The following is a 25,163-nucleotide window of genomic DNA, read 5'->3' as shown; positions in this document are numbered from 1 at the left end:
AACCACTCTAGACTGAAACCTCGTTCAACCCATTGAGGAACAGCCCATGAAGATTCTGTTGATCGGTGCCGCCGGCACCATCGGTTCGGCCGTGGACAAAGAACTGAGCCAGCGCCACGAAGTGATTCGCATCGGTCGCAGCAGCGGCGACTTGCGGGTCGACATCAGCGACAGCGCCTCGATTCGCCAACTGTTCGAGCAAACCGGCAAGTTCGACGCGCTGGTCTGCGCGGCCGGCAACGTAACCTTCGCCCCGCTGGGCGAGATGAACGCCGACAGCTTTGCCCTGGGCCTGAAAGACAAGCTGATGGGCCAGGTCAACCTGCTGCTGATCGGTCGCGAATACGCCAACGATGGCGCCTCGTTCACCTTCACCACCGGCGTGCTCAGCCACGACCCGATCCGCTCTGGCGCCTCGGCGGCACTGGTCAACGGTGCACTGGACAGCTTCGTGAAGGCTGCCGCGATCGAACTGCCGCGCGGTCTGCGGGTGAACTCGATCAGCCCGACCGTGCTGCAGGAAGCCATGGGCAGCTATGCCCCGTACTTTCGTGGCTACAAGCCGGTACCTGCGGCGGATGTGGCGTTGGCCTACGCGAAAAGTGTCGAAGGCCTGCAAACCGGCCAGACCTTTCACGTGGGTTGAAGGCTGCGATCTTTTGCATTTGATTGTCAGCCTGCGTAACGTGGCGGCACTTGTCTGGAGAGCCGAAGATGCGTGTTGCCCGTTCGTTGATCGTTGTTGCCCTGCTGCCGTTGTTCGCCGCCTGCCAATTGCTTGATGGCCCGCGTGAAAGCGCTGCCCATGTCGGGCAAACCCGCATGCAAGGGCAATTGACGGCGGCCGACGGCGAACTGGTGTTTCAGCCGTGTGGCGAACAACGTCAATACGTGGTCAACGACATCGGCGGCACCAGCGTGCTGCAAGAGGCCGCGACCCTCGCCGATCAGCAAGGCAAGCTGTTTGCCGACGTGCGCGGAAAAATCGCCGGCGACCGGCTCGACCTCGGCCAGTTGTATCGCGTCGAGCGCTCCGGCACCGCATGCGATGACCCGAACTTCAAGCTGTTGATCCTGCGTGCCGCCGGCCACACGCCTGAGTGGAACGTCAAAGTCAGCGGCAAGGGCATGGTCATCGACCGAGAAGGCCAACCCGCGCTGGCGGTGCCTTATGTCGAAGAACAACTGGGCGACGGCCGCTTCAACCTGAGCAGCGAAGCCAACAACCAGCGCATCGAGTTGTGGGTCGCACCGCAACGCTGCGTCGACAGCAGCACCGGCAGCGTGCAGCACATGAGCGCCGAACTGCGCATCGACGGCAAGGTGCAGCGCGGTTGCGGGTATTTCGGCGGATCGCGCAACGACTGAGCGTTTTAGCCTCACCGGATCCGGCCTTTGCGGCTTATAATCGCGGCCTTCAAACGCCCTGGCGCAGTTGTGCGCCCCGCGAACCCGGATCCTCGCCATGTTACGAATCACCGAACTCAAGCTGCCAATCGACCATCCCGAAGAAGACCTGCGTGCCGCTATCGTGCAGCGCCTGGGCATCGCCAGCGATGATTTGCTCGATTTCACCTTGTTCAAGCGCAGCTACGACGCGCGCAAAAAGTCCTCCGAACTGTGCTTCATCTACACCATCGACCTCAACGTGCGCGACGAGGCCAAGGTGCTGGGCAAGTTCGCCGACGACCGTAACGTCAACGTGGCACCGGATGTCAGCTACAAATTCGTCGGTCAGGCGCCAAGCGACCTGAGCCAGCGCCCGATCGTGGTCGGTTTCGGCCCATGCGGGATCTTCGCCGGCCTGTTGCTGGCACAGATGGGTTTCAAACCGATCATCCTCGAGCGCGGCACCGAAGTCCGTCAGCGCACCAAGGACACTTGGGGCCTGTGGCGTAAAAGCGTGCTCAACCCCGAGTCCAACGTGCAGTTCGGTGAAGGCGGCGCGGGCACGTTCTCCGACGGCAAGCTGTACAGCCAGATCAAGGATCCGAAGTTCCTCGGGCGTAAAGTCCTGCACGAATTCGTCAAGGCCGGCGCGCCGGAAGAAATCCTCTACGTCAGCAAACCGCACATCGGTACGTTCCGTCTGACCGGCATGGTCGAGACCATGCGTGAAGAGATCCGTGCCCTGGGCGGCGAAGTACGTTTTCAGGAGCGCGTCACCGACGTGCTGATCGACGACGGCCAACTGGTCGGCGTCGAGCTGGCGAGCGGCGAAACCCTGCATTCGAAACACGTGGTCCTGGCCCTCGGCCACAGTGCCCGTGACACCTTCCGCATGCTCCACAGCCGTGGCGTGTTCATGGAAGCCAAACCGTTCTCGGTGGGTTTCCGCATCGAACACCCGCAATCGCTGATCGACCGTGCGCGCCTGGGCAAATACGCCGGCCACCCCAAGTTGGGAGCCGCCGACTACAAACTGGTGCACCACGCCAAGAACGGCCGCTCGGTCTACAGCTTCTGCATGTGCCCGGGCGGCACCGTGGTGGCGGCGACGTCCGAGCCGAACCGCGTGGTTACCAACGGCATGAGCCAGTACTCGCGTAACGAGCGTAACGCCAACTCCGGGATCGTCGTCGGCATCACCCCGGAAGTCGATTACCCGGGCGGCCCGCTGGCTGGCATCGAGCTGCAGGAGCGTCTGGAATCCCACGCGTTCATCCTTGGCGGCAGCGATTACAAGGCGCCGGCGCAACTGGTCGGCGACTTCATCAACGGCACCCCGTCGACCGAATTGGGCGAAGTCGAGCCGTCGTACAAACCGGGCGTGGCCCTGGGCGACCTGGCCCTGGCACTGCCGGACTTCGCCATCGAAGCGATCCGCGAAGCGCTACCCGCGTTCGAGAAGCAGATTCGCGGTTATTCGCTGCATGACGCGGTATTGACCGGGATCGAAACCCGTACCTCATCGCCGCTGCGCATCACGCGTAATGAGTCGCTGCAGAGCATGAACGTCAAGGGTCTGTTCCCGGCCGGCGAAGGCGCGGGTTATGCGGGCGGGATTCTCTCGGCGGGTGTGGACGGGATTCGCATTGCCGAGGCCGTGGCGCGCGACATCCTCGGCCTTACTGACTGATACATAACCTTTGTAGGAGTGAGCCTGCTCGCGATAGCGGTGTGTCAGACACCATAAATGTTGACTGACACACCGCTATCGCGAGCAGGCTCACTCCTACATTTGATTTCGGTGTGTCAGATATTGGCGCGCAACACTGAAGTCGGCAGCGCCTCACCGCGTTCGGCACTCGCCGCCACCGCCGCGATCAATCCCTCCAATTCATAACCCTGCGCCTTCAGCCAGTCCTGATCGTAATAGGTGTCGGCATAACGCTCGCCGCCATCGCACAGGATCGCCACGATCGACCCCGACTCCCCCGCCGCTTTCATCTGCTGCGCCGCCATCAGCGCGCCGATCAGGTTGGTGCCGCTCGACCCACCGACATGCCGCCCCAGGCGCTGCGCCAGATAATGCATGGCCGCCAGCGACAAGGCGTCCGGCACCTTGACCATCGCATCGATCACCTTGGGCAGGAACGACGCTTCCACCCGTGGCCGGCCAATGCCTTCGATCCGCGAACCGCAGTCCAGACGCAGACTGGCGTCACCGGTCTGGTAGTAATCGAAGAACACCGAACGCTCGGCATCGGCGCACAACACCCGGGTGCAATGCTGGCGATAGCGCACGTAGCGGCCAAGCGTCGCGGTGGTGCCGCCCGTGCCCGGGCTGGAAATCAGCCAGCTCGGCTCCGGGTGCTTCTCGAAACGCATCTGCTGGAAGATCGACTCGGCAATGTTGTTGTTCGCCCGCCAGTCGGTGGCCCGCTCGGCGTAGGTGAACTGATCGATGAAATGGCCGCCATGCTCGCGGGCCAGACGCTCGGATTCGGCGTAAATCTGCGTCGGATCCTTTACCAGATGGCTCTGGCCACCGTAGAAGGCGATCTGCGCGATCTTCTCTTTGGAGGTGGTCGCGGGCATCACCGCAATGAACGGCAGGCCCAGCATGCGCGCGAAATACGCCTCGGAAATCGCCGTCGAACCGCTGGAGGCCTCGATCACCGGCGCACCGGGCTTGAGCCAGCCGTTACACAACGCGTACAGAAACAGTGATCGGGCCAGGCGATGCTTGAGACTGCCGGTGGGATGACTGGATTCGTCCTTGAAGTACAACTCGATGCCCGCAAAACCTGGCAGCGGCAAGGGGATCAGGTGGGTGTCGGCGCTGCGCTGGAAGTCCGCTTCGATGATGCGGATGGCTTCGCGGGCCCACTGTCGGTTGTCACTCATGGTCATGCTCTCGTCGAATCGGGCAGGAATCGCCTCGTCACAGGCTCAGTCACCCAGCATAGGAAAAAACCTACAAGGCTCACAGATACAGCTGAGGCTCAATATATCCGCCAACTGCTAGGCTCTGTGCAAGTGTCACCCGGTACGGGTTTTGTGTCCGGGTGTAAGACCTTTGGGAATGTTGATGGAGAGCGACCTTGCCGCTGCGTAGAACCTTCACCCGTTTCTTTCAGCTGGAAGCGGCCAGCGGCCTGCTATTGATCGCCGCCGCGATCCTCGCCCTGATCATCAACAACTCACCGCTGTCCTGGCTTTACACCGGCCTGCTCGACACCCCGGTGGTGGCGCAGATCGGCGCGTTGAAAATCGCCAAGCCGCTGCTGTTGTGGATCAACGACGGGCTGATGGCGCTGTTCTTCCTGCTGATCGGCCTGGAGGTGAAGCGCGAAGTGCTCGACGGGCAGCTGTCGAAACCGTCGCAGATCGTCTTGCCGGGCGCCGCAGCGATTGGCGGCATGGTCGTGCCGGCATTGCTTTACTGGTGGCTAAATCGGGACAACCCGCCAGCCCTCGACGGCTGGGCGATTCCGACCGCCACTGACATCGCCTTCGCTCTCGGTGTACTCGCGCTGCTGGGCAAACGCGTGCCGGTGTCGCTGAAGCTGTTCCTGATGACCCTGGCGATCATCGACGACCTCGGCGCCATCGTGATCATTGCAATTTTCTATTCCGGCGAACTCTCGACCCTGTCGCTGGGGCTGGCGGCGGCGTGCATCGCGGCACTCGTGGCGATGAACCGGCTCGGCGTGGTCAAGCTCGGGCCATACATGATCATCGGTTTGATCCTGTGGGTGTGCGTGCTCAAGAGCGGTGTCCACGCGACGCTGGCCGGTGTCACGCTGGCGTTCTGCATTCCGCTGCGCACCAAAAATGCCGAGCCGTCGCCGCTGCTGGCCCTCGAACACGCGCTGCACCCATGGGTGGCGTACGGCATTCTGCCGCTGTTCGCGTTCGCCAACGCCGGGCTGTCACTGAGCGGCGTGACTGTCGAAAGCTTCACCCATCACGTGCCGATGGGCATCGCCATCGGCCTGCTGCTGGGCAAGACCATCGGCGTGTTCGGCCTGACCTGGCTGGCGGTGAAAATCGGCATCGCCGCCCTGCCCCAGGACGCCAATTGGGGTCAGGTGCTGGGCGTGGCGATCCTCTGCGGCATCGGCTTCACCATGAGCCTGTTCGTCGGCTCGCTGGCCTTTGAACCGGGCGTGAGCGACTACGCCGGGATGGACCGCATGGGCATCCTGACCGGATCGATTCTGGCGGCGTTGCTCGGGTATGCGGTGACGGCGGCGGCAAGTCGCCGGAGCACGGATCTAGCTGCATAGAACACCTGTGATTGGGTTTGTTGTGGCGAGGGAGCTTGCTCCCACCAGGCTGTGCAGCAGACCCCGCTTTTTGGGGGTGCTTCGCTCCCCAGCGGGAGCAAGCTCCCTCGCCACAGGTTCTGCCCTGCCTGACCAATAGCGAACAATCCACACTTCATTAGAGACGCGTCCTACAGCCACCCTTTGCCTGCTTCGTTAACGTCGTGCAGCCCTTTCGAAGGGCTGTCGATGGATGAACGAAAGGACGCTCAGTGGCTTGCACCAAGGACATTCCCCGGGTCCCCAACCCACCGGCGGGCGACGGTCATCACGTCACCTACCGCTACATGACGGCCACTGAACTGGCCGAACGCGAATCCCGACAAAACGCTTACGACGCCATGTTGGCGCGGCAGGAGGCCTTCGAGCGCAGCCGCGAGATGGCGGCCAAAAAGCCTGATCCAGTGCGTGCCGGGTGCGTGTTCGCCAAGTCCTGCAAATTGCCGGACGCGATCATCGATTACGCGAATCCTTCGGGGATGGTGCCGACGGACAGCCTCAAGGATTACGGGGAGCTGATCCTGCTTGGCGCACGTGAAAGCGATGGAAACGGTGGTGTGGCGCTGAAGAAGGTCAGCGCAACAGCAATTCCCGCCGGGCTGGGCAGCTTCGCCTTGGCCGGTGCCGCGTTCGAGGCGCTACCCGCCATCGCCACCGGAACCGCTGCCGCCACCCTGGCAGGACTGGTGGCGCTGCTCATGCCTTCCAGCCTCGGCGACAGCGCGCTCTATAGCGACGAGCAACTGCGCAGCCTCAAACAGGCCCGCACCCGCGTTCGCCTGCGTATCGAACAACAGGCCGACGGCAGCCTCAAGGGCTACGGCTTCTACACCGGCTGGAACCGCGATTGGGAAATGGTCGATGTCGTGCAGTTCAGCACGCGTGGCAGTCAGTTCATTGCAGACCTTGGTGAAGGCGTCGAACTGATCTGGACGCCTGCGGTGGATGGCTCGGACATCCTCGGTATTCCCGCGCTGGAGGCTGCACCGCAGGCACCGCACATCTGGGTTTATCCGCCAACGAAAGCGGCGGACGGAATTCTGGTGAATCCGGTTTATCCGCCAGAGTACCGGGATTTCATTCTGGTGTTTCCGGCGGATTCGGGGGTTAAGCCGGTTTACATTGTTCTCAGCCGAGCTCGCGACCATGCCTACTACGACCACCCAAAGACGCTACCTGCGTTTCCTGATGCAGTCAGAGTGAAGTCCAAGTCATCGGTTCAGGGTGGTGGAAAGCGGCGAGCACGCTGGGTAGACCGCAAAGGCCGGATCTATGAATGGGATTACAAAAGCAATGCCGTAGAAAAATACGACAAACTAGGAACCACTCATTTGGGTGAGTTCAATCATATTACTGGTGAACAAACCGGGCCTGCCGAGCCGGATAGAAGAACCTCTAGAAATTAAGGGACGAACGCATGCGTTACCTTTCAATAACCGGGTTTTACCCTGATGAAATCCAAGACAACTCGCTACAGTTTGAAATGGATATCAACGGTAGCGAAATGAATGAAAAGGTTGCACAGCTCATCGAATCCAAACCGCTTAGCGAACTGGAACCTGGGGAGTTGTTATTGAGCCAGGATCAAGTAAGTGCATTGGAGGTCCTTCTGAACGTGAGCTTCCCAAAGGGTCTGGAGTATTTTATGGGCACCTGTGCCCAGCACTGAGCAGGCGAATTGAAACAAACAAAAAACCCCGACCAGTCACCTGATCGGGGTTTTGTTTTACCGCTCGTTGCCGCTTAGTGCGAAACGCGGCTGGTCCCACCAACAGTGGAAATCCGCACACGCTCGCCAACACGGAACACTTCATTCTCCTGAACCTGTTGCACGTAGGCGCGCATGCTGCCGTCGTCTTCGCGCACGGTGATTTCCACGCCCTGGGTGCGGGTCAGGCCTTCTTCGGTGGCCGAACCGATCAGACCACCGGCCACGGCGCCAATGACCGCCGCCACGATGCTGCCTTTGCCGCCACCGATGGCGCTGCCGCCGACACCGCCGACCACTGCGCCTGCAGCGCCGCCGATCGGGGTCTTGGTGCCTTCGATTTTCACCGGACGCAGGGATTCGATGGTGCCCATGCGAATCGTCTGCACACGACGCGCTTCGTCACGGGAGTAGGAGTCACCGGTCAGGCTCGACTGGCAGCCGGTCAGCAACATCGCCATCGTGGAAAAGGAAGCAACCAGCAGAACAGACTTACGCATAGCATCAACTCCAAAAGAACAGGTGTTCATTAAACCCCGCTGCTTGACGCCTGTCACGACACAGCCCGGATAAACTTGGTTTTATTCAGGCCCGGTACAGGCGCCTGCAGCCCCACCCAACAGTAGCGCCAAATCGCCCAACCTGCCCGGCCACCCCAAGGATTTTCATGGATTACTTGATCATTTTCGTCACCACCGTCGCCGGTCTGTACTTCCATTGGTGGCTGTACGTGCGAATCAAACGCTGGATGGATCGTGACCTGGCATTGTCCCTGGCGGGCAAGGATGAAGGCAAACGCGCCTTCATGCTCGAACAACTGGCGCATGCCCGCGTGCAGAAGATCAAGCGTCGGGACCTGCCGAAATGGCTTGAGGCCGCTGCGGCAGGCTATCCCGCTCGGTAGACTGCTTAAGGCGCCAGACGTTCAAGAATCCAGTTGGCACCCTGCTGACGATAGTTCAGGCGATCGTGCAGACGGCTTGGACGCCCCTGCCAGAATTCGATGCGCTCAGGCAGCAGGCGGTAACCGCCCCAGTGTTCCGGGCAGTCAGGCTGAGTATCGCTGAAGCGCTGCTCGGTGGCCTTGAGCAGATCTTCCAGCTCGCCACGCCCATTGATCACCCGGCTCTGCGGTGAGGCCCAGGCCCCGAGCCGGCTGCCCAGCGGACGCACCTGATAGTACGCGTCGGACTCTGCAGGCGTGACCTTCACCACACGCCCTTCGATGCGCACCTGGCGCTCCAGGGTCGGCCAGAAGAAGGTCATGGCGGCAAACGGGTTGCCCGCCAGCTGCTGGCCCTTGGCGCTGTCGTAGTTGGTGAAGAAGGTGAAACCCTGCTCGTCCAGGCCCTTGAGCAGCAGAATGCGGCAATGCGGTCGACCATCCGCATCGACCGTGGCCAGGGTCATGGCGTTGGCCTCCACTGGCGCCTGTTCGGTTTTCACCGCGTCGGCAAACCACTGGTGGAACAGCGCAAACGGTTCGCCCGGGGCTTGCGCCTCGGTCAGACCATCCCGGGTGTAATCACGACGCATATCTGCCAGAGCCTGGGTCATGGCGCATTCCTTTTCGTTAGCGGATCACTGCTTGGAAGTATCGGTGGCGGCGACTTTCTTGTCAGTGGTCGCCGCTTTGGCCGGAGCGGTTTTCTTGGCAGGCGTTTTCGCCGGAGCCTTGGTCGCCGCTTTCTTCGCTGGCGCCTTGGCGGCAGCTTTCTTCGCTGGAGCCTTTTTGCTCGCAGGTACGGCGGCTTTCGAAGCAGCCGGCGCCGGGGTGACCGGTTTGGCTGCAGGCTTGACGTCCTGTGCGGCAATCATCGTGGTCGGCGCTGGCGCCGGCATGTTGTATTTGCTCAGCAGGGCAACCATGGTGTTCTGCGGGGTCACCAGCAGTTCGACACGACGGTTCAGCGCACGGCCTTCAGCGCTGTCGTTGGCCGCACGCGGGGCATCGCCGCCCATGCCGCGCAGCATCAGGCGATCACGCTGCAAGCCGCTCAGACGGAAGATCGCCGCCACGGACTGGGCGCGCTCCTGGCTGAGTTTGACGTTGGCCGGCGCGGCGCCGGTGTTGTCGCTGTGACCGAGTACCAGTACCGCGGTTTTCGGGTCAGCTTCGAGGATTTTCGCGACATTGGTGAACGGGCTGAGGGTCACCGGCAGCAGCATCGCCGGACGCTTCGGGTTGAACGAGCCTTCAACCGGCGCGATCACCACCAGCACGTTGTCACGGCGTTCGAGTTGCAGATTGCTGTCCTTGATCGCCGCACGCAGGCGCGGTTCGTAGTCATCCAGCCAGGCCTGGGTGACTTTCGGGTCAGGCATCGGCACCACTTTGGCAGTGGATTGGTCTTTGCCGCCGAACGGCCACCACCACTTGTTGCCGGTGTCAGCATCGGCCTTGGCCACTACAGCCGGTTTGGCTTCTGGTTTTACTTCGGGTTTCACAGCAGCCTTGGCCGCCGCGTCATCGGAGCTGCCGAACGGCCAGTACCAATGGCTGCTGCTTTCAGTCTTGGCCACAGGTGCGGTGGCAGCAGGCTTGAGCGGGGCTGGAGCCGGTGCCGGCTCTTTGGCCGCCACTTTGTCGGAAGATCCGAACGGCCACCAACTGCCACCGTCCGCATCGTTTTTAGGAGTCTGTGCACAACCGGTAATCGCAACACACAGGGCCAGGGCGAGAGTTTTTTTGGACGACATTGAAAATCCACAAAGTGAAGTAATGAAAAATCAGAGCTCTTTTGCCCGGATAAACAGACGCTTTGAATCAAAAAACCGGATCTGGTTCCAAATCTGGAACCTCACGTAACGCTTTACAGACAAGTGGCAAGTACCCGCGCCAGTTGCTGCGCGCGCGGATCCATCAAGACGTACGGCCCAAGGGTATTTGTCACAAAACCGAACGCGACATCGTGCTCAGGATCAGCAAAACCCACCGAACCGCCCGCCCCCGGATGACCGAACGCACGCGGACCGAGGCCGTAGGTGGCGTTCGCCATGTCCGGCTGATCGAGCATGCAGCCCAGACCGAAGCGGGTACGGGTCAGCAGCGTCTTGTCCTCACCGACGCTGTGTTCGCGCGTCAGTTCTTCGAGCATTTCGCTTTCGAGCAGACTGCCGTCGAGCAACCCGGCGTAGAAACCGGCCAGACTGCGTGCGTTGCCATGACCGTTGGCGGCCGGCTGCTGCATGCGCCGCCATTCCGGTTTGTTGGTACTGGTGAGCACCGACGGCGGATTGGTGAAGGCACGGGTGGTCATGGCGGTCGGTTCGCGCATGGTCACCTGCAACAGGCGCTGGGCGGCAGCGTCGCCGACGTTGCCCTTGCCGCGAGCGATATGCGCCACGCGGTAGAACTCTTCGTCAGCCAGTCCGACGTGAAAATCCAGGCCCAGCGGCTTGGCGACACGGGCGACGATGGACTCGCCCGGCCCGCGACCGTCAGCGCGACGGAGCAATTCGCCGACCAGCCAGCCATAGGTGATGGCGGCATACCCGTGGCCGGTGCCCGGCGTCCACCAGGGTGCTTCGGCCGCGAGGACGTCGACCATGGTTTGCCATTCGTAAAGGGCGGCTGGCGCCAGCAACTCGCGCAGGGCCGGCAGACCCGCCTGATGGCAGAGCAGTTGGCGCAGGGTGACGGATTCTTTGCCGGCGGCAGCGAATTCCGGCCAATAGCGGGCAACCGGTACATCCAGTTGCAGTTTGCCTTCGGCCACCAGTTGCAGCGCGGTGACCGCGGTGAAAGTCTTGGTGCAGGAGAACAGGTTGGCGATGGTGTCGCTGTGCCAGGCCTCGGTGCCGTCCTTGTCGGCGGTACCGGACCAGAGGTCGAGGACAGTTTCTCCGCCGACCTTGATGCACAAGGCTGCGCCGCGTTCCTGGGAATCGTCGAACAGTGCCGCGAAAGCCTCGCGCACCGCTTCGAACTGAAGCTCGTAATGTCCCTGAATCTGCACCCGCAACTCCCCCGCGAAAACGCTCTACAAAGTGGCCCGCATTGTTCCAGCCCTTGAGGGATTTGGGAACAGCTGCGGGCCAGACGGTTAAAAGCCAAGTCAAAAGATCGCAGCCTGCGGCAGTGCCTACATGAAATCGCTTTCCTCTGTAGGAGCTGCCGCAGGCTGCTCTCTTTTAGCGCATCACAGATTAATGACCATTCCCCGAGTGCCCACCCGCGTGCCCTGCTCCCGCACCTTTGCCTGCCTCACCTTTCCTGCCGCCTTCGGCTTCGTGCTTAGAGGCTTTCTCAGCCTCCTTGCCCAACTGATCAAGCGCCTGCAGATTGCTCTTGCGCACGGCGTCGACAAAGCCCTGATACGGCAGATCGGTAATCCCCACCAGACCAAAGTGCCCGTTCTCGCCATCGAGCAGACGCCCGGTCACCGGCTGGTCCAGATACTGGAACCAATGCACGCCGACAATCGACGGTTCGCTCAACGCCTGTTTTAGGAAATTGGTGTACTCCGGGCCGCGATCCTCTTCCTTCGCCAGTGGCGTCACGCCGCCCCAGAACGGGCCACGGTCAGCCGAACCGACATTGAATTCGGTGATCAGCACCGGTTTGTCGAGGGCGCGCAAAGCGGCGAAGTCATAGCCGTCCTGCGGTTTCAGCGTGTACATATTGAAACTCAACACGTCGCAGTACTGCGCGCAGGACGCCACGGCCTCCGGGGTGCTGGTGGCGAAACGCCCGCCGAGCAGCAGCTGATTCGGCGCGTGCCATTTCAGCGAATCGGAGATGGTCTTGAAGTAGGTATCGGCAAACACCTTCTGGAAGTATTTGAAATCGTTTTCGATTTCCGGGTGTTCCGGATTCGGCAGCGGCGGCACGAACCCCGGGTCTTCCATCAACTCCCACGCCGGCAGATCAATGCCCCACGCTTTCGACAGGCCCGCCTGGTTGCGGTACTTGTCGCGCAGTTGCTTGAGGAACGCACGTTTGGCCGGTACGTCGGTGGTCATTTTCAACGTGCCATAGGCCAGGGCGTAGCGCGATTGCGGATCGGTGCCGAGACCGGCCCAGGCCAGTTCGTTGTCGGCGTAGTAACCGATCAGCCACGGATCGTCCCGATGATCGCGGGCGGCGATGGCGACGGCGCGCTCGGTGGCCATGGCGAAACGCGGGTCGAACGGGTCAGGCATGCCGCCCCACCAGTCGGTGCCGGTGCTGATGCTGGTGTAATCACCGACGATCGACAGCGGCAAGGTGTACGGCACCCGCTCGGCATCGCCCAGCGAGTCGGCACTCCAGTTGCCGACGGTGTTGAAGCCCCAGGCTTGCAGGCGATCGAGGGTGTGCGTGGTCCACTTCTGTTCGTCGACCGTGGCTTTGCATGGCGTGGCCGCTGTCGGCTCGGCCGTTGGTTCGGCTTTGGTCTGCGCGGCGCAAGGCTCGCCGTACAGGCGTTGCAGGTTGGCCGCGTAGAAATCGTACCAGCGCCCGGCGTTGTAGCCCCGGCCCTGATCGGCGCCGTTGCCGCCACGGTTGTCGCCCTCGCCGAAATGGCTGGCAAGCGGCTCGTCAGGCTTGGGCAGGGATTCGAACATCCACTCACGCCCGGCCACGTACGTCTGGTTGACCTGCGGGCTGACGGTGTTGACCCCCAGCGAATAGAACGGATGCCCTTCAGGGGTCACCAGGTACCAGCGACCGACACGCTTTTCGGTGCGGAAAAAGCCGCTGGCCTTGAACGCCGGGCCTTTGCTCCAGCCACCGAACTTGTCCAGCGAGGACTTTTCGCGCTCGGCCAGCCAGGTTTTCAGCTGTTGTTCTTCCTTGGCAGCGGCAGATTTCAGTTGTTCATCGCTGCTGACTTTTTCCGGCCATTTGCTGCGAGTCGATTGACCGTAAGCGTCCACCAGATTGCCGTAGACGGCCCGGGTCACCGCGTCACCGTCCTGCACGCCGAAACGTTCGAGCAGCAAGCTCTGCGCGGCTTTCGGCTGATCCATCCACAGGCTCACCGACACCACTTGGCTGCGGTCGATTTCACCGCCGCTGCTGGCCAGCAGAATCCGCTGGCCGTCGACGGTCAGCGGCATCGGCGGCCCGGCCTTCATGCCCTGGCTCAGTGGCGAGGTCGCCACCAGCGGCACCAGCAGGGTTTGCGCAGGACCGGCCGGCAGGTCGACGCGGCTGGTCAGCGTCTGCCCGTTATTGCTCTGGATTTGTACGTAGACCGTCACGGCCCAGTTCATTGCGCTTTGCAGGCGCAGGCTCATCATGTCCGACTGTGACCAGTCCCAGGCACCGGTCTGCGGGGTCAGGCGCAGGGTCGGGCGAGCTACCGGGTTGAACGTCACCCGGCGCAGCACTTCCCCTTCCGGGGTTTGCTCGGCGTTGGCTTGTGGCAGGTCAGTGTTTTCGGTGACGACTTTCACCACGTCGGCGGGGCGAACGAAGTTGAACAGGGTCTGCTGACCGGCAGGCGCCGCCAGCAAGGGGGTGGCGAAGATCAAGGCAAACACGGCAGGCAACGAGCGGCGAATCATAAGAACGGAGTTCTCCCTAACGACCAAAAGGCCAATGGAAAAGCATGGCAGAGAGATAGACAGCGCGGCGGGCAAAACTGCCCACCGTTGTCTCAGGATATTTCACGACGGAAAGGTGGCAACGCATTGAGGATCGCCTTGCCATAGCGCTGGGTGACCAGCCGCCGATCGAGCAAGGTGATAGTGCCGCGGTCTTCTTCGGTACGCAGCAGACGACCGCAAGCCTGAACCAGTTTCAGCGAAGCGTCGGGCACCGAGATTTCCATGAACGGATTGCCGCCGCGGGCTTCGATCCACTCCGACAGCGCGGCCTCGACCGGATCGTCCGGCACCGAGAACGGGATCTTGGCGATCACCACGTGTTCGCAGTACGCCCCCGGCAAGTCCACCCCTTCGGCGAAACTGGCGAGGCCGAACAGCACGCTGGAATCGCCGCCATCGACCCGCGCCTTGTGTTTGTTCAGGGTTTCCTGTTTCGACAGGTTGCCTTGAATGAACACTTGCTTGCGCCAGTCGCGGTCAAGACCATCGAACACGTCCTGCATCTGTTTGCGCGAAGAGAACAGCACCAGCGTACCGCGCGAACCTTCGACCAGATCCGGCAACTCGCGGATGATCGCCGCGGTGTGGGCGGCTGCATCGCGCGGGTCGGCCTTCAGGTCCGGGACCCGCAACACACCGGCGTCGGCATGATGGAACGGACTCGGCACCACGGCGGTGACGGCTTTTTTCGGCAGGCCGGCACGCATGCGGAAACGGTCGAAGGTGCCCAGCGCGGTCAGGGTTGCCGACGTCACGAGACAGCCGTAGGCCACGTTCCACAGGCTGCGACGCAAGGTCTCGGCGGCGAGGATCGGGCTGGCGTTGACCTCGATGTCGAACAGCGAACCGCTTTCGGCCAGCGTCAGCCAGCGCGCCATCGGCGGGCTGTCTTCCGGGTCTTCGGCGGTGAACGCGGTCCACAGCTCCCAGTTGCCCGAGGCGCGGGACAACAGGCTGCCGAACAGCGGATACCACTCTTCGGCCTGATTGCTGGCGATGCCGATGTTGACCTCGCCGTCCATGCCTTCCTTGAGCAGGTCGGTCAGACGGGTGAACAGATCGTTGAGACGCGAGTAGCCTTTTTTCAGCTCGATGCCCATTTCGCGCATGTGCTCGGGAATCACCCCGCCGACGAAACGATGACGGGGCCGCTCGCGACCTTCGACGTCTTCCCCGGGTTTGAAGTCGGCGATCTGCTCGCACGCGGTGAACATGAACTGCTGCTGGGTCTTGATCTCCCGCGCGAGCTCCGGCACCTGTTCGATCAGCTTGCCCAGATCCCCCGGCAAGGGATGCTGGGCCAGCAGTTTGGTGAGGTTCTTGGCGGTGGTTTCCAGCCAGTCGGCGGTCGAGCGCAGGCGCGTGTAATGGGCGAAGTGGCCAATGGCCTTGTCCGGCAGGTGATGGCCTTCGTCGAACACATAAATGGTGTCGCGCGGATCCGGCAGCACCGCACCGCCGCCCAGGGCCAGGTCAGCCAGGACCATGTCGTGGTTGGTGACAATCACGTCGACCTTGCCCATGCCTTCGCGCGCTTTATAGAAAGCGCACTGGCCGAAGTTCGGGCAATGGCGGTTGGTGCACTGGCTGTGATCGGTGGTCAGACGTGCCCAGTCGGCGTCTTCGAGGGCGTTGGGCCAACTGTCGCGGTCGCCGTCCCATTTATTGCCGGCGAGTTTCTCGATCATGCTGGTGAACAGCTTCTGGCTGGCCTCGTCGACCTCGATCTTGAAACCTTCTTCTTCGAACAGCTGCGCAGTGGCGGTTTGCGCATGGCCTTCCTGCAGCAGCATGTCGAGCTTGGACAGGCACATGTAGCGGCCACGGCCCTTGGCCAACGCGAAGCTGAAGTTCAGCCCGCTGTTGCGCATCAGGTCGGGCAAGTCCTTGTAGACGATCTGCTCTTGCAGGGCCACGGTCGCGGTGGCAATCACCAGGCGCTTGCCAGCCAGCTTCGCCGTGGGAATCGCCGCCAGGCTGTAGGCCACGGTCTTGCCGGTACCGGTGCCGGCTTCCACCGCGACAATCGCGGGGTCGCCACTGCGCCGGCCTTCGTCATCGGTGTCGATATCCCCGAGGACTTTAGCGACTTCGGCGATCATCAGGCGCTGGCCGTAACGCGGCTTGAGGCTCTTGGCTTCAAGAAAACGCGAGTAGGCGCCCTGGATCGTGGTTTTGAGTTCAGTGCTGATCATTGAGTGTCGGGCGTAAAAACGCTGGATAAATTTTCAGTAGTTCGGATCGGCGGCTATCATACCCCGCGAATCGATCCCGCGCAGAACGGAGTACCCCAATGACACCTTTTAGCCTCGTTTATCCGCTGCATGTCCTGTCCGCCCTGGTCTGGGTCGGCGGCATGTTTTTCGCCTGGATGGTCCTGCGCCCGGCGGCAGTAAAGGCTCTCGACGGCCCCGCCCGCCTGACCTTGTGGGTGGAAGTGTTTCAAGGTTTTTTCCGCTGGGTCTGGGTCGCGGTGATCCTGTTGCCGATCAGCGGCGTGGGCATGCTGCACTTGCAGCACATCGGGTTCGAGACCGCGCCGAAGTACGTGCAGGTGATGATGGGGCTGTATGTGGTGATGACGGCGCTGTTTATCCGCATTCAGGGCTTGATGCTGCCAGAGTTGCGCAAGGCCGTTGAAGCCAAGGACTGGCCGGCGGGTGCGGCGGTGCTGGGGCGGATTCGCCGGGTGGTGGGGATTAACTTGATTGTCGGGTTGGTGCTGGTGGCGATTGCCGCCGCTCGACCGATGTTCTGAGCGGCTGAAGACAAACACTTTTTGTGGCGAGGGAGCTTGCTCCCGCCGGGTCGCGTAGCGGCCCTACCCCAGATACCGCGTTTCTTCAGATTGAACGCGTCAGCTGATTTGGAGCTGCTTCGCAGCGCAACGGGAGCAAGCTCCCTCACCACGGTTGTGAGTAGCGCTGTTATTTAGAGGCGTTGCACGGTCACCGCACCCGCCGCCCCCACTGGCCCAGGCTGACCATCAGCCCCGGCCTTGCCGTTCTTGCCGCCATCGGCGCGATACACCAGGCAGCCCTTGGACTTGCCGCCCTTGCCCGCCTTGCCACCGACACCCGCCGGGCCACCGGCACCGCCAGCGACGTTGACCTTGATCAGCTCAGCCGGAAACTCGCGCGGCACCTCCAGGCGCACCAGCGCCCCCGGAGCACCGGGTTGGCCGTCGCTGCCGTTGCTGCCATCAAAACCGTGGCCGGCCTCGCCCCAGGTGCAACCCGGATCTTCACCGTTACCGCCATCGAGGCCGACAAAACCCGGTGCTCCGGTACCGCCACGGGCATCAACCAGCAACTTCGGCGCGCTCAACGCCTTGAACTGCAAATTCAGGTTGCGCCCGGCGCGGGCGGCTTTTTCATAAGTGCCCGGCGCGCCGCGAGCAGTGATCAGACTGCCCTCGGACAACTGCGCACGGCTGACTTTCATGTCCAGCGCCTGTTCGCTGGGGACGATTGCGATGCGCGCTTCGTGGCCCAGACGCAATTCGCCGACGGTCAGCTCGATCACGTTGGAAGGAATCAGCAGCGTGCCGTAGTCGGCCACTTCCAGCCGTTCCAGCTGCAAGGTGCTGGCGGTGTTGGGCAGACGCATCAGCGAGTTGGGTTCGACGCTGACCACCTGGGCACAGGCCAGGGGACTGATCAATGCAGCGAGCAGGCAAAGTTTACGCATGGGAAGAAGCCTCCGGAGCGGCCGGGGCCGGGATGGTTTGCAGGTGAAATACGCCGAACAACAGGATCCGCAGACGGTCACGCCACGGGTTGGGACGCCCCTTGAGGCGGCAGAACAGCAATTCCAGAACATGCAGTGCCAGCAACAGGGCACCGGCCAGATTGACCAGCAAATGCAACGGATGCACAAACGGCACCAGCAGATTGACCACCACCACGCACCAGAACAGCAGGGTCAACAAGCGCCCCAGCCCCCAGAAAACCTTCATACGCTCCCCCGTCTCGGAATTATTCTTTGGGCGCACAGTAACGGCTTAGGCGGGGGATAAGCCAGAGGGGCAAATGAAAAAACTTTTGTCAGCCGTCGGATGGCTGCCGGCTCGACGATGATCGTCGCCCGGCAGCTCTAGCCTGCGGACTACAGACAAGTCTTAGCGATTGATATGCAACTCCACCCGACGATTTTTCGCCCGTCCCTCGTCCGTCGCGTTGTCGGCCACCGGCTCGCTCTCGCCGCGCCCTTCGCTGGTCAGTTTGCCCGGTTCCAGGCCCTGGCTCAGCAGATACGCCGCGACACTGCTGGCGCGCCGCTGCGACAACGCCTGGTTATAGGCATCCGAACCCTTGCTGTCGGTGTGGCCGATGACCTTGATGCTGACCACGTCGGCATTGCGCAGCTTGTCCATCAGCGTATCGAGCTGGGCCTTGGCGGCCGGAGTCAGGTCCGATTTGTCGAAATCGAACAACACATTGCCCGCGTCGCTGAGGGTGATGACTTCCGATTGCGGCGCAGGCTCGGGGGCTTTTGCAGTGACCGGATATTGCGGCAACGGGCAGCCGCGATGATCGACCGGGGTATTGGCCGGGGTGTCAGGGCAACGGTCGCGGCGGTCGAACACGCCATCGCCGTCTTCATCGCCATCCTGGGCATAGCAGATCAGCCCGCCAGTCAGAATCCCCAGCGCCGCGCCGCCACCGGCCCAGCCGCCACTTTCGATGGCGCCAAGACCGCCACCGACCAGCCCGCCTATCAGGCTGCAGATCGGCCACGTACGTTGATTGAGGGGGGCATCGCCATCGCTGTGGGTAGCACAACCGGTGAGCAAGCTGCCTAGCAGCAGCACCGGCAAGACGGACCTTGAGAAAACAGTCATTGTGAAAGCTCCTGTGTCACCGGCCCATACCGGTTACACAGGAGTAAAGACCCGCATCCGCGACTGCACAAGCCGCGGATGCGAGAGGGGCTAGCGGACGATTTTGATTTCGGTACGACGGTTCTGTGCGCGACCGTCAGCGGTTTTGTTATCCGCCACTGGCTGGCTTTCACCCATGCCCGATACCGAGACGAAGCTGGCACGCGGCACACCTTGCTGGATCAGGTATTCCACCACCGAGTGCGCACGACGATCCGACAGTTTTTTGTTGTAGGCATCGCTGCCGACGCTGTCGGTGTGGCCGGTCACGGTCAGTTGCGCCGTGGACGACTCTTGTTTCAGGCGCGTGGCGACTTTGTCCAGAACCTGTTTATCGGAACCGGTCAGGGTGGCTTTGTCGAACTGGAAGTGCACATCGCGGATGACAATGGTTTCTTCCTTGACCACAACAGCCTCTTCTACCACCGGCGCAGGGGCTGGTGGAGGGCAACCGTCAGCGTCGACCTGTACGCCTTTAGGCGTGCCCGGGCACTTGTCGCGACTGTCCGGCACACCATCGCCGTCTTCGTCGCCATCACCGTGCACCCAGCAATAGGCGGCTGCGGTACCACCGACCAACAATGCGCCATAGCCGGCCCACGCCGAACTTTCCGTCGCACCGAGACCGGCACCGACCACACCACCGACCGCCGCACAGGTCGGCCAGTCGGTTTTCTGCAAACCTGCGCAACCAGTCAACACACTGGTTAGCAGAATCAAAGGTAATGCTGTCCGAACTATGCTCATCTGGTTTTCTCCTGAGGGATCGGCTTAGAACCGATTCACGGAGTAAAGACCGGAGTTTTAATCTCCGCCAGCAATAGGCCGCTGGCATTTGGGACCGTGTTCACAGTGATTCGGCACTTTTGCCAGATGCGGCAAACCGGGGTCTAGGCCGGATCCGTCTGGCGCGCTAGTCTTGGCGATCTGATTGAGGAGCTTCGATGAACGTCGCCATTTCTTCGCGCACGCCGCAACAGGCGCTGGCTGCTTTACTGGATCGCTATGCCCCGGCGCGTTTGCTGCTGATCGGCGCCAGCGAATTTCCGGCACTCACCGCGTTCAAGGAGGCGCACCCGGACTGCTGCGTCGCCCACGCCGAACCCGGTGCGTTGCCCGCCGAACTCGCGGCGCGGCGCTTTGACCTGGCGCTGGTGGTCGACTGCCTGGAGCATCTGCCCAAGCGCGAGGGCCTGAATTTGCTGGGCGGAATCCGCAACCTCAACGCCAGCCGCATCGCGGTGCTGGCGGACCTGACGGCGAGCGGCTGGCAGGAAACCGATTTCTATTCACTGGCGCTGCAAGCCAGTGAACGCTTCCAGCGTGACGATCAAGTGCTGACCCTGTTCACCTACGATCTGCTTGACTACAAACAAGTCCCCGACTGGCTCAACTCGCGGTTCTGGGCCAATCCGGAAAACTTCGGGAAATACTGGTGGTAATGCAATGAGTACAGCCATTTGCCCGTGCGGCAGCGGCAACCCGCTGGAAGCCTGCTGCGGCCACTATCACGCCGGCCACCCGGCGCCGTGCGCCGAAGCCCTGATGCGTTCGCGCTACAGCGCCTACGTGCTGGGGCTGATCGATTATCTGGTGGCCACCACCCTGCCCGCTCAGCAGGCGGGGCTGGATCGCCAGTCGATCAGCGCCTGGAGCGCACAAAGCACCTGGCTCGGCCTTGAGGTCGAAAGCTCGGAAGTGTTCGGCGGCCAGCCCGAGCACGCCTTCGTCACCTTCACCGCACGCTGGCACGACAGCCAGGGCGAACACAGCCACCGCGAGCGCTCATCGTTCGTGCAGAACAGCGGGCGCTGGTACTTCATCGACCCGACCGTGCAGTTGAAGCTGGGACGCAACGACAGTTGCCCGTGTGCCAGCGGGCAGAAGTTCAAGAAGTGCTGTGCAGGATATTTCGGCGCATAAGGTCAAAAGATCGCAGCCTGCGGCAGCGCCTACAGGGGTATGCGACTTATGTGGGAACTGCCGCAGGCTGCGATCTTTTTAGCGTCTAGACTGGCTGCAAAGGGAGTTCAACCATGCTCGGTCGTTGGCGCACATTCCAGCTCTTCACTTTGACACTGGTCCTGAATCTTGGCGGTTGCGCCTCGTGGTTCAGCGATGACAGCGTCGACCCCGCCGTCCACCTGGTGAAAGTCGAGGTGGTGCGGGCCAAGCTGCTTGAGCAGAAATTCATCCTGCACTTTCGCATCGACAACCCCAACGACAGCGACCTGACCGTGCGTGGTATGGAATATCGCATCCATCTGGCGGATATGTTGCTGGCCGAAGGCGAGCATGAACACTGGATCACCGTGGGGCCCAAAAGCAGCGCGTTCTACCGGATACCGATCCGCACCAACCTGTGGCCACGGGTGAAGGACGTGGTGAAAATGCTCAAGAGTCCGCACCAGCAGGTGCCTTATCGACTGCAAGGCGAGATGGAAACCGGTTTATTCATCGCCCACTACGTGCACCTGGAGCGCAATGGCGTGATAATCCCCGCCGATTTAATTCCGGAGCACAACCGATGACTCAGCAACCTCATGTCCATGGCCCTGACTGCAACCACGATCATGACCATCATCATGATCACGACCATGGCCATGTCCACGGCCCGAACTGCGGCCACGCCCACCAGGAACCGGTGCGCAACGCCCTGAAAGACGTCGGCCGCAACGACCCTTGCCCATGCGGCAACGGCAAGAAATTCAAGAAGTGCCACGGCGCTTGATGCCTTGGGCGAAGTCCTTCTTCGCCTGAAACATCGCTATCGCGAGCAGGCTCACTCCTACAGATGAAATGCGTTCAACTGTAGGAGCGAGCCTGCTCGCGATACCGACGGTACATTCACCAAAAACCTTCAGCCGGCCGCCAGAATCTGCGCACTCCCGGTCACCGTCGCATACTCCCCATGCAAATTCCCCAGCGACATCCCGTGCACCTCTTCGGCTGAACGCGGTGTGCCGAAATAATCGGCCTTGTCGAAAGTGAAACACGCATCCTCCGCCACCCACGTATCAAACCCCAGATTGCCCGCCGTGCGCGCTGTGGACTCCACCGAGTTGTGGGTCGCCACGCCAACGATGATCAACTGCCCGATCCGCGCCTCACGCAACCGGGCCTCCAGCCCAGTCGAACAAAACGCATCCGGCACCTGTTTCTGGATCAGCCATTCGCTGTCCTGCGGCAAAAACCGTGGCTGAAACTCCACCCCTGACTGCCCGGGCCAGAACACCGAGTCCGGCGAGCGCGACAGGTGCTGCACATGAATCACAGGACGCCCGCTGCTACGCCATTCCCCCAGCAAATCGAGCATGCGCTCTTCGGCCTGAGGGTTATTCCGCCGGCCCAGGCGCGGTTCCAGAATGCCCTGTTGCTGGTCGATGATGATCAGTGCGGCGTTGGTCTGAAGCTCCATGGCGATTTGTCTCACGCAGGGTCATTGAGTTTCCCGCACTTCAGCATCACCGCCACGGGGTGAGCAAGCTCTGATTCAAGCCAATCAAGGATCGCCCGGCGACGGTGAACGCGTATGCCTTGGTGCAGAAGATCAACCCGCCGAAACCCTGATATCTGGATGGATCGTTGTTGTGGCGAGGGAGCTTGCTCCCGCTCGGCTACGCAGCAGTCGTTATCCAGACAGCGTATTTTTCTGATAAATCGCGGTGAATGGTTTGAGAGCGCTTCGCACTCCAGCGGGAGCAAGCTCCCTCGCCACAAAAACACTGTTATCTCTGCTGATTTGCTGTTGGTCAGACAAATACAGAAATAACCACTCGCCCCGCTTGCGCGGCCACCTCCTGCTCACTAACGTAGCGGCTTTATTGCGCCCCCAGCCTCTACACCCCCGCAGGAGCTTTGCCATGGCCTCGCCAGCCCTTACACATTTTCTTCCCCGGTTCGGCGTTGCCGCAGCAGTGACCGGTGTCTTGAGCCTGTCCGGTTGCCAGACCTGGAACGCTCAGGACACCCTCCCGCCCACCTCCGGCGTGCAACCGCTCAAGGGCCTGGCGCAGAACGTTTCGGTACGACGCAATGCCATGGGCATGCCGTTGATCGAAAGCAACAGCTTCCACGACGCGCTGTTCACCCTCGGCTACGTCCATGCCAGCGACCGCATCAACCAGATGGTCACCCTGCGCCTGTTGGCCCAGGGGCGTCTGGCGGAAATGTCCGGCGCGTCGATGCTCGACGCCGACCGCTACATGCGTGCGGTCAATCTGAAGAAAAGCGCCGACGAGCTGTACAAGGCCTCGTCGCCACGGCTCAAGCGCTTCTTCGAAGTCTATGCGCGGGGCGTCAACGCCTACCTGTTCCGCTATGCCGACAAACTGCCGGGCGACCTCGCCTCCAGCGGCTACAAGCCGCAATACTGGAAACCGGAAGACTCGGCGCTGATGTTCGCGCTGTTGAACTTCAGCCAGTCGGCCAACCTGCCGGAAGAGATTTCCTCGCTGGTGCTGGCGCAAACCGTGACCACCGACAAACTCGCCTGGCTGACCCCGTCCGCCCCGGACGAAAACCTGCCACTGGCCGAGGCCGACAAGCTGCAAGGCCTCAAGCTCAACGGGCAGATCCCCGGCCTGAGCGAACTGAGCAACGCCCGCCAACAATTGGCGGCGGTAAATCTGCTCGGCACCAGCACGTCGAACAACTGGGCCATCGCCCCGCAACGCAGCCGCAGCGGCAAGAGCATTCTTGCCAGCGACAGCCATGGCCCACTGGCGGCACCGTCGCTGTGGACCTTCGTGCAGATCCGCGCGCCGAAATATCAGGCTGCCGGTGTCACGGTGGCCGGTTTGCCGATGGTCCTCGGCGGTTTCAATGGCAAAGTCGCGTGGAGTGCCACCAGCGTGCTCGGCGACAACCAGGACCTGTTCCTGGAAAAAATCCGCCGTCAGGGCAGCAGCCTGACCTACGAGGTCAACGGCAAATGGCAGCCGCTGGGCGTGCGCAACGAAACCTATTTCGTCAAAGGCCAGCGGCCGATTCGCGAAGCGGTGTACGAAACCCGTCACGGTGCGCTGCTCAACAGTGCCCAAGCGGCGGCGCAAGGCAACGGTTTTGGCCTGGCCCTGCAAACCCCGAGCTTCACCGACGACAAATCGCTGGACGCGTTTTTTGACCTGACCCGCGCGCAAAACGTTGAACGTGCTTCGGACGCCAGCCGCGAGATCCGCGCCATCGCCCTGAACATGGTGTTTGCCGACGCCAGCAACATCGGCTGGCAGGTCACCGGGCGTTTCCCGAACCGTCGCGAAGGCGAAGGCCTGCTGCCATCACCGGGCTGGGAAGGTCGCTACGACTGGGACGGTTACGCCGACCCAATGCTGCACCCGTACGATCAGGATCCGACCCAGGGCTGGCTCGGCACCGCCAACCAGCGGGTGATTCCTCACGGCTACGGCATGCAGTTGTCCAACTCCTGGGCCGCGCCGGAGCGTGGCGAGCGCCTGGCCGAACTGGCTGGCAGTGGCAAACAGGACGGTCGCAGCGTGATCGCCATGCAATACGACCAGACCACGACGTTTGCCGCCAAGCTGAAGAAGATGTTCGAAGCCCCAGGCATGAAGCAGCCGCTGAAACAGGCGATTGATGCCCTGCCGGAAGCCGATCGCAGCAAGGCCCGCGAGGCGTTTACCCGCTTGATGGCGTTCGACGGCAAGCTCAGCGCGACGTCGGCCGATGCGGCGATCTATGAACTGTTCCTGCAAGAAAGCATGAAGCAGATCTTCCTCGACGAACTCGGCCCCGAGTCGAGCCCGGCGTGGAAAGCCTTTATCGCCAATGGCGACTTGTCCTACGCGGCGCAAGCCGATCACCTGCTCGGTCGCGAAGACAGCCCGTTCTGGGATGACATCCGCACCCCGCAGAAAGAAGACAAAGCGGTGATCCTCGCCCGCAGTCTGGCGGCGGCGATCAGCGCCGGCGACAGCCAGCTGGGTGGCGATCACAAGGCCTGGCAGTGGGGCAGACTGCACAGCTACACGTGGAAAAACGCCAATGGCCAGACCGTTCACGGTCCACTGACAGCCGGCGGCGATCACACCACGCTCAATACTGCGGCGTTTGCCTGGGGTCAGGACTTCAATACCACCCGCGCACCGTCGATGCGTTTCATCGTCGACTTCAGCCAGACCGAGCCGCTGATGGGCCAGAACGGCACCGGCCAGTCCGGCAACCCGGCCAGCCCGAACTACCTCAACGGCATCGATGCGTGGCTCAAGGGCCAGTACATCGGCTTGCCGATGCAGCCGCAGAACTTTGACCGGGTGTATGGCAAGACGCGTTTGACCCTTACTCCGGGTAAATAAGCTCTAGA

The 25,163-nt window shown here is 61.8% G+C and carries 25 protein-coding genes; 13 read left to right on the top strand and 12 right to left on the bottom strand.

Going from position 1 to position 25,163, the window contains the following annotated elements; genetic code table 11:
* Window positions 1-46: 46 nt before the first annotated feature.
* From NN484_RS02765 to NN484_RS02755, 3 genes are all read left to right on the top strand, one after another.
* Window positions 47-646: a short chain dehydrogenase gene (locus NN484_RS02765; protein WP_127649649.1), complete on the top strand. Its 600-nt coding sequence runs from the start codon at window positions 47-49 to the stop codon at window positions 644-646.
* Between the two features lie 68 nt (window positions 647-714).
* Window positions 715-1,368 carry a COG3650 family protein gene (locus tag NN484_RS02760; protein WP_215501491.1) on the top strand — a complete coding sequence of 218 codons (654 nt, stop codon included), beginning with the start codon at window positions 715-717 and terminating at the stop codon, window positions 1,366-1,368.
* A gap of 97 nt (window positions 1,369-1,465) precedes the next feature.
* Window positions 1,466-3,079 (top strand): NAD(P)/FAD-dependent oxidoreductase, encoded by a 1,614-nt coding sequence (locus NN484_RS02755; protein ID WP_215501490.1) that lies wholly within the window; start codon window positions 1,466-1,468, stop codon window positions 3,077-3,079.
* A gap of 116 nt (window positions 3,080-3,195) precedes the next feature.
* Here the strand turns inward: NN484_RS02755 and NN484_RS02750 are convergent, their stop codons facing one another.
* Window positions 3,196-4,290, bottom strand: a complete 1,095-nt coding sequence (locus tag NN484_RS02750; RefSeq protein WP_425518799.1) for a PLP-dependent cysteine synthase family protein — start codon at window positions 4,288-4,290, stop codon at window positions 3,196-3,198.
* A gap of 197 nt (window positions 4,291-4,487) precedes the next feature.
* On the opposite strand from NN484_RS02750, the gene nhaA reads away from it, so the two are divergent.
* From nhaA to NN484_RS02735, 3 genes are all read left to right on the top strand, one after another.
* Window positions 4,488-5,675, top strand: coding sequence for a Na+/H+ antiporter NhaA (gene nhaA / locus NN484_RS02745; protein ID WP_274658544.1), 1,188 nt, complete (start codon window positions 4,488-4,490; stop codon window positions 5,673-5,675).
* A 251-nt stretch (window positions 5,676-5,926) separates the two neighbouring features.
* On the top strand, window positions 5,927-7,120 hold the full coding sequence (locus tag NN484_RS02740; protein ID WP_274658543.1) for an S-type pyocin domain-containing protein: 1,194 nt from the start codon (window positions 5,927-5,929) through the stop codon (window positions 7,118-7,120).
* Between the two features lie 11 nt (window positions 7,121-7,131).
* Window positions 7,132-7,383, top strand: coding sequence for a pyocin S6 family toxin immunity protein (locus NN484_RS02735; RefSeq protein ID WP_274658542.1), 252 nt, complete (start codon window positions 7,132-7,134; stop codon window positions 7,381-7,383).
* 74 nt (window positions 7,384-7,457) lie between these two features.
* On the opposite strand, the gene NN484_RS02730 is transcribed toward NN484_RS02735, so the two are convergent.
* Entirely contained in the window at window positions 7,458-7,922 is a 465-nt protein-coding gene (locus NN484_RS02730) for an outer membrane lipoprotein (RefSeq protein ID WP_007969461.1), read from the bottom strand.
* Window positions 7,923-8,089: 167 nt separating this feature from the next.
* Here NN484_RS02730 and NN484_RS02725 point away from each other — a divergent pair, with 167 nt between their 5' ends.
* The gene (locus NN484_RS02725; RefSeq protein ID WP_215501485.1) at window positions 8,090-8,326 is read left to right on the top strand and encodes a hypothetical protein; all 237 of its coding nucleotides are present in this window, start codon (window positions 8,090-8,092) and stop codon (window positions 8,324-8,326) included.
* Window positions 8,327-8,331: 5 nt separating this feature from the next.
* Here the strand turns inward: NN484_RS02725 and pdxH are convergent, their stop codons facing one another.
* The 5 genes from pdxH to dinG all read right to left on the bottom strand — a co-directional run bounded on the left by pdxH (window position 8,332) and on the right by dinG (window position 16,154).
* Window positions 8,332-8,979: a pyridoxamine 5'-phosphate oxidase gene (gene pdxH / locus NN484_RS02720; RefSeq protein ID WP_215501484.1), complete on the bottom strand. Its 648-nt coding sequence runs from the start codon at window positions 8,977-8,979 to the stop codon at window positions 8,332-8,334.
* Between the two features lie 24 nt (window positions 8,980-9,003).
* Window positions 9,004-10,122 (bottom strand): OmpA family protein, encoded by a 1,119-nt coding sequence (locus tag NN484_RS02715; protein WP_274658541.1) that lies wholly within the window; start codon window positions 10,120-10,122, stop codon window positions 9,004-9,006.
* A 113-nt stretch (window positions 10,123-10,235) separates the two neighbouring features.
* Complete coding sequence (locus NN484_RS02710; protein ID WP_274658540.1) at window positions 10,236-11,381, bottom strand: serine hydrolase domain-containing protein; 1,146 nt, start codon at window positions 11,379-11,381, stop codon at window positions 10,236-10,238.
* Between the two features lie 190 nt (window positions 11,382-11,571).
* A complete protein-coding gene (locus tag NN484_RS02705; RefSeq protein WP_274658539.1) occupies window positions 11,572-13,917 on the bottom strand; it encodes a beta-galactosidase in 2,346 nt (781 codons plus the stop codon).
* Between the two features lie 92 nt (window positions 13,918-14,009).
* Window positions 14,010-16,154, bottom strand: coding sequence for an ATP-dependent DNA helicase DinG (gene dinG, locus NN484_RS02700; RefSeq protein WP_007968875.1), 2,145 nt, complete (start codon window positions 16,152-16,154; stop codon window positions 14,010-14,012).
* Window positions 16,155-16,252: 98 nt separating this feature from the next.
* Here dinG and NN484_RS02695 point away from each other — a divergent pair, with 98 nt between their 5' ends.
* Entirely contained in the window at window positions 16,253-16,717 is a 465-nt protein-coding gene (locus NN484_RS02695) for a CopD family protein (RefSeq protein WP_127649638.1), read from the top strand.
* Window positions 16,718-16,890: 173 nt separating this feature from the next.
* Here the strand turns inward: NN484_RS02695 and NN484_RS02690 are convergent, their stop codons facing one another.
* The 4 genes from NN484_RS02690 to NN484_RS02675 form a co-directional block, all read right to left on the bottom strand.
* Window positions 16,891-17,649 (bottom strand): collagen-like protein, encoded by a 759-nt coding sequence (locus tag NN484_RS02690; RefSeq protein WP_215501481.1) that lies wholly within the window; start codon window positions 17,647-17,649, stop codon window positions 16,891-16,893.
* Window positions 17,642-17,917, bottom strand: coding sequence for a DUF1145 domain-containing protein (locus NN484_RS02685; RefSeq protein WP_025110781.1), 276 nt, complete (start codon window positions 17,915-17,917; stop codon window positions 17,642-17,644). Before NN484_RS02685 ends, NN484_RS02690 begins: the two co-directional genes overlap by 8 nt.
* 162 nt (window positions 17,918-18,079) lie before the next feature.
* A complete protein-coding gene (locus NN484_RS02680) occupies window positions 18,080-18,802 on the bottom strand; it encodes a PA1041 family peptidoglycan-binding anchor lipoprotein (RefSeq protein WP_127649636.1) in 723 nt (240 codons plus the stop codon).
* Window positions 18,803-18,892: 90 nt separating this feature from the next.
* Window positions 18,893-19,588 (bottom strand): PA1041 family peptidoglycan-binding anchor lipoprotein, encoded by a 696-nt coding sequence (locus NN484_RS02675; RefSeq protein ID WP_047601178.1) that lies wholly within the window; start codon window positions 19,586-19,588, stop codon window positions 18,893-18,895.
* Window positions 19,589-19,785: 197 nt separating this feature from the next.
* Here NN484_RS02675 and NN484_RS02670 point away from each other — a divergent pair, with 197 nt between their 5' ends.
* From NN484_RS02670 to NN484_RS02655, 4 genes are all read left to right on the top strand, one after another.
* The gene (locus tag NN484_RS02670; protein WP_127649635.1) at window positions 19,786-20,283 is read left to right on the top strand and encodes a DUF6231 family protein; all 498 of its coding nucleotides are present in this window, start codon (window positions 19,786-19,788) and stop codon (window positions 20,281-20,283) included.
* A 4-nt stretch (window positions 20,284-20,287) separates the two neighbouring features.
* The gene (locus NN484_RS02665) at window positions 20,288-20,764 is read left to right on the top strand and encodes a YchJ family protein (RefSeq protein ID WP_127649634.1); all 477 of its coding nucleotides are present in this window, start codon (window positions 20,288-20,290) and stop codon (window positions 20,762-20,764) included.
* A gap of 113 nt (window positions 20,765-20,877) precedes the next feature.
* Window positions 20,878-21,372 (top strand): LEA/WHy family protein, encoded by a 495-nt coding sequence (locus NN484_RS02660; RefSeq protein WP_274658538.1) that lies wholly within the window; start codon window positions 20,878-20,880, stop codon window positions 21,370-21,372.
* Window positions 21,369-21,572, top strand: coding sequence for an SEC-C metal-binding domain-containing protein (locus tag NN484_RS02655; RefSeq protein WP_003198420.1), 204 nt, complete (start codon window positions 21,369-21,371; stop codon window positions 21,570-21,572). The genes NN484_RS02660 and NN484_RS02655 overlap by 4 nt, the downstream gene beginning before the upstream one ends.
* Before the next feature lie 129 nt (window positions 21,573-21,701).
* Here the strand turns inward: NN484_RS02655 and NN484_RS02650 are convergent, their stop codons facing one another.
* On the bottom strand, window positions 21,702-22,259 hold the full coding sequence (locus tag NN484_RS02650) for a cysteine hydrolase family protein (protein ID WP_274658537.1): 558 nt from the start codon (window positions 22,257-22,259) through the stop codon (window positions 21,702-21,704).
* 445 nt (window positions 22,260-22,704) lie between these two features.
* On the opposite strand from NN484_RS02650, the gene NN484_RS02645 reads away from it, so the two are divergent.
* Window positions 22,705-25,155 carry a penicillin acylase family protein gene (locus NN484_RS02645; RefSeq protein WP_274658536.1) on the top strand — a complete coding sequence of 817 codons (2,451 nt, stop codon included), beginning with the start codon at window positions 22,705-22,707 and terminating at the stop codon, window positions 25,153-25,155.
* Window positions 25,156-25,163: the final 8 nt, after the last annotated feature.

The sequence above is a fragment of the Pseudomonas serboccidentalis genome (assembly GCF_028830055.1).
GTDB lineage: Bacteria > Pseudomonadota > Gammaproteobacteria > Pseudomonadales > Pseudomonadaceae > Aquipseudomonas > Aquipseudomonas serboccidentalis.
The sequence above is the reverse complement of the archived record's forward strand: the minus strand, read 5'-3'. Positions and strand labels throughout refer to the sequence as shown.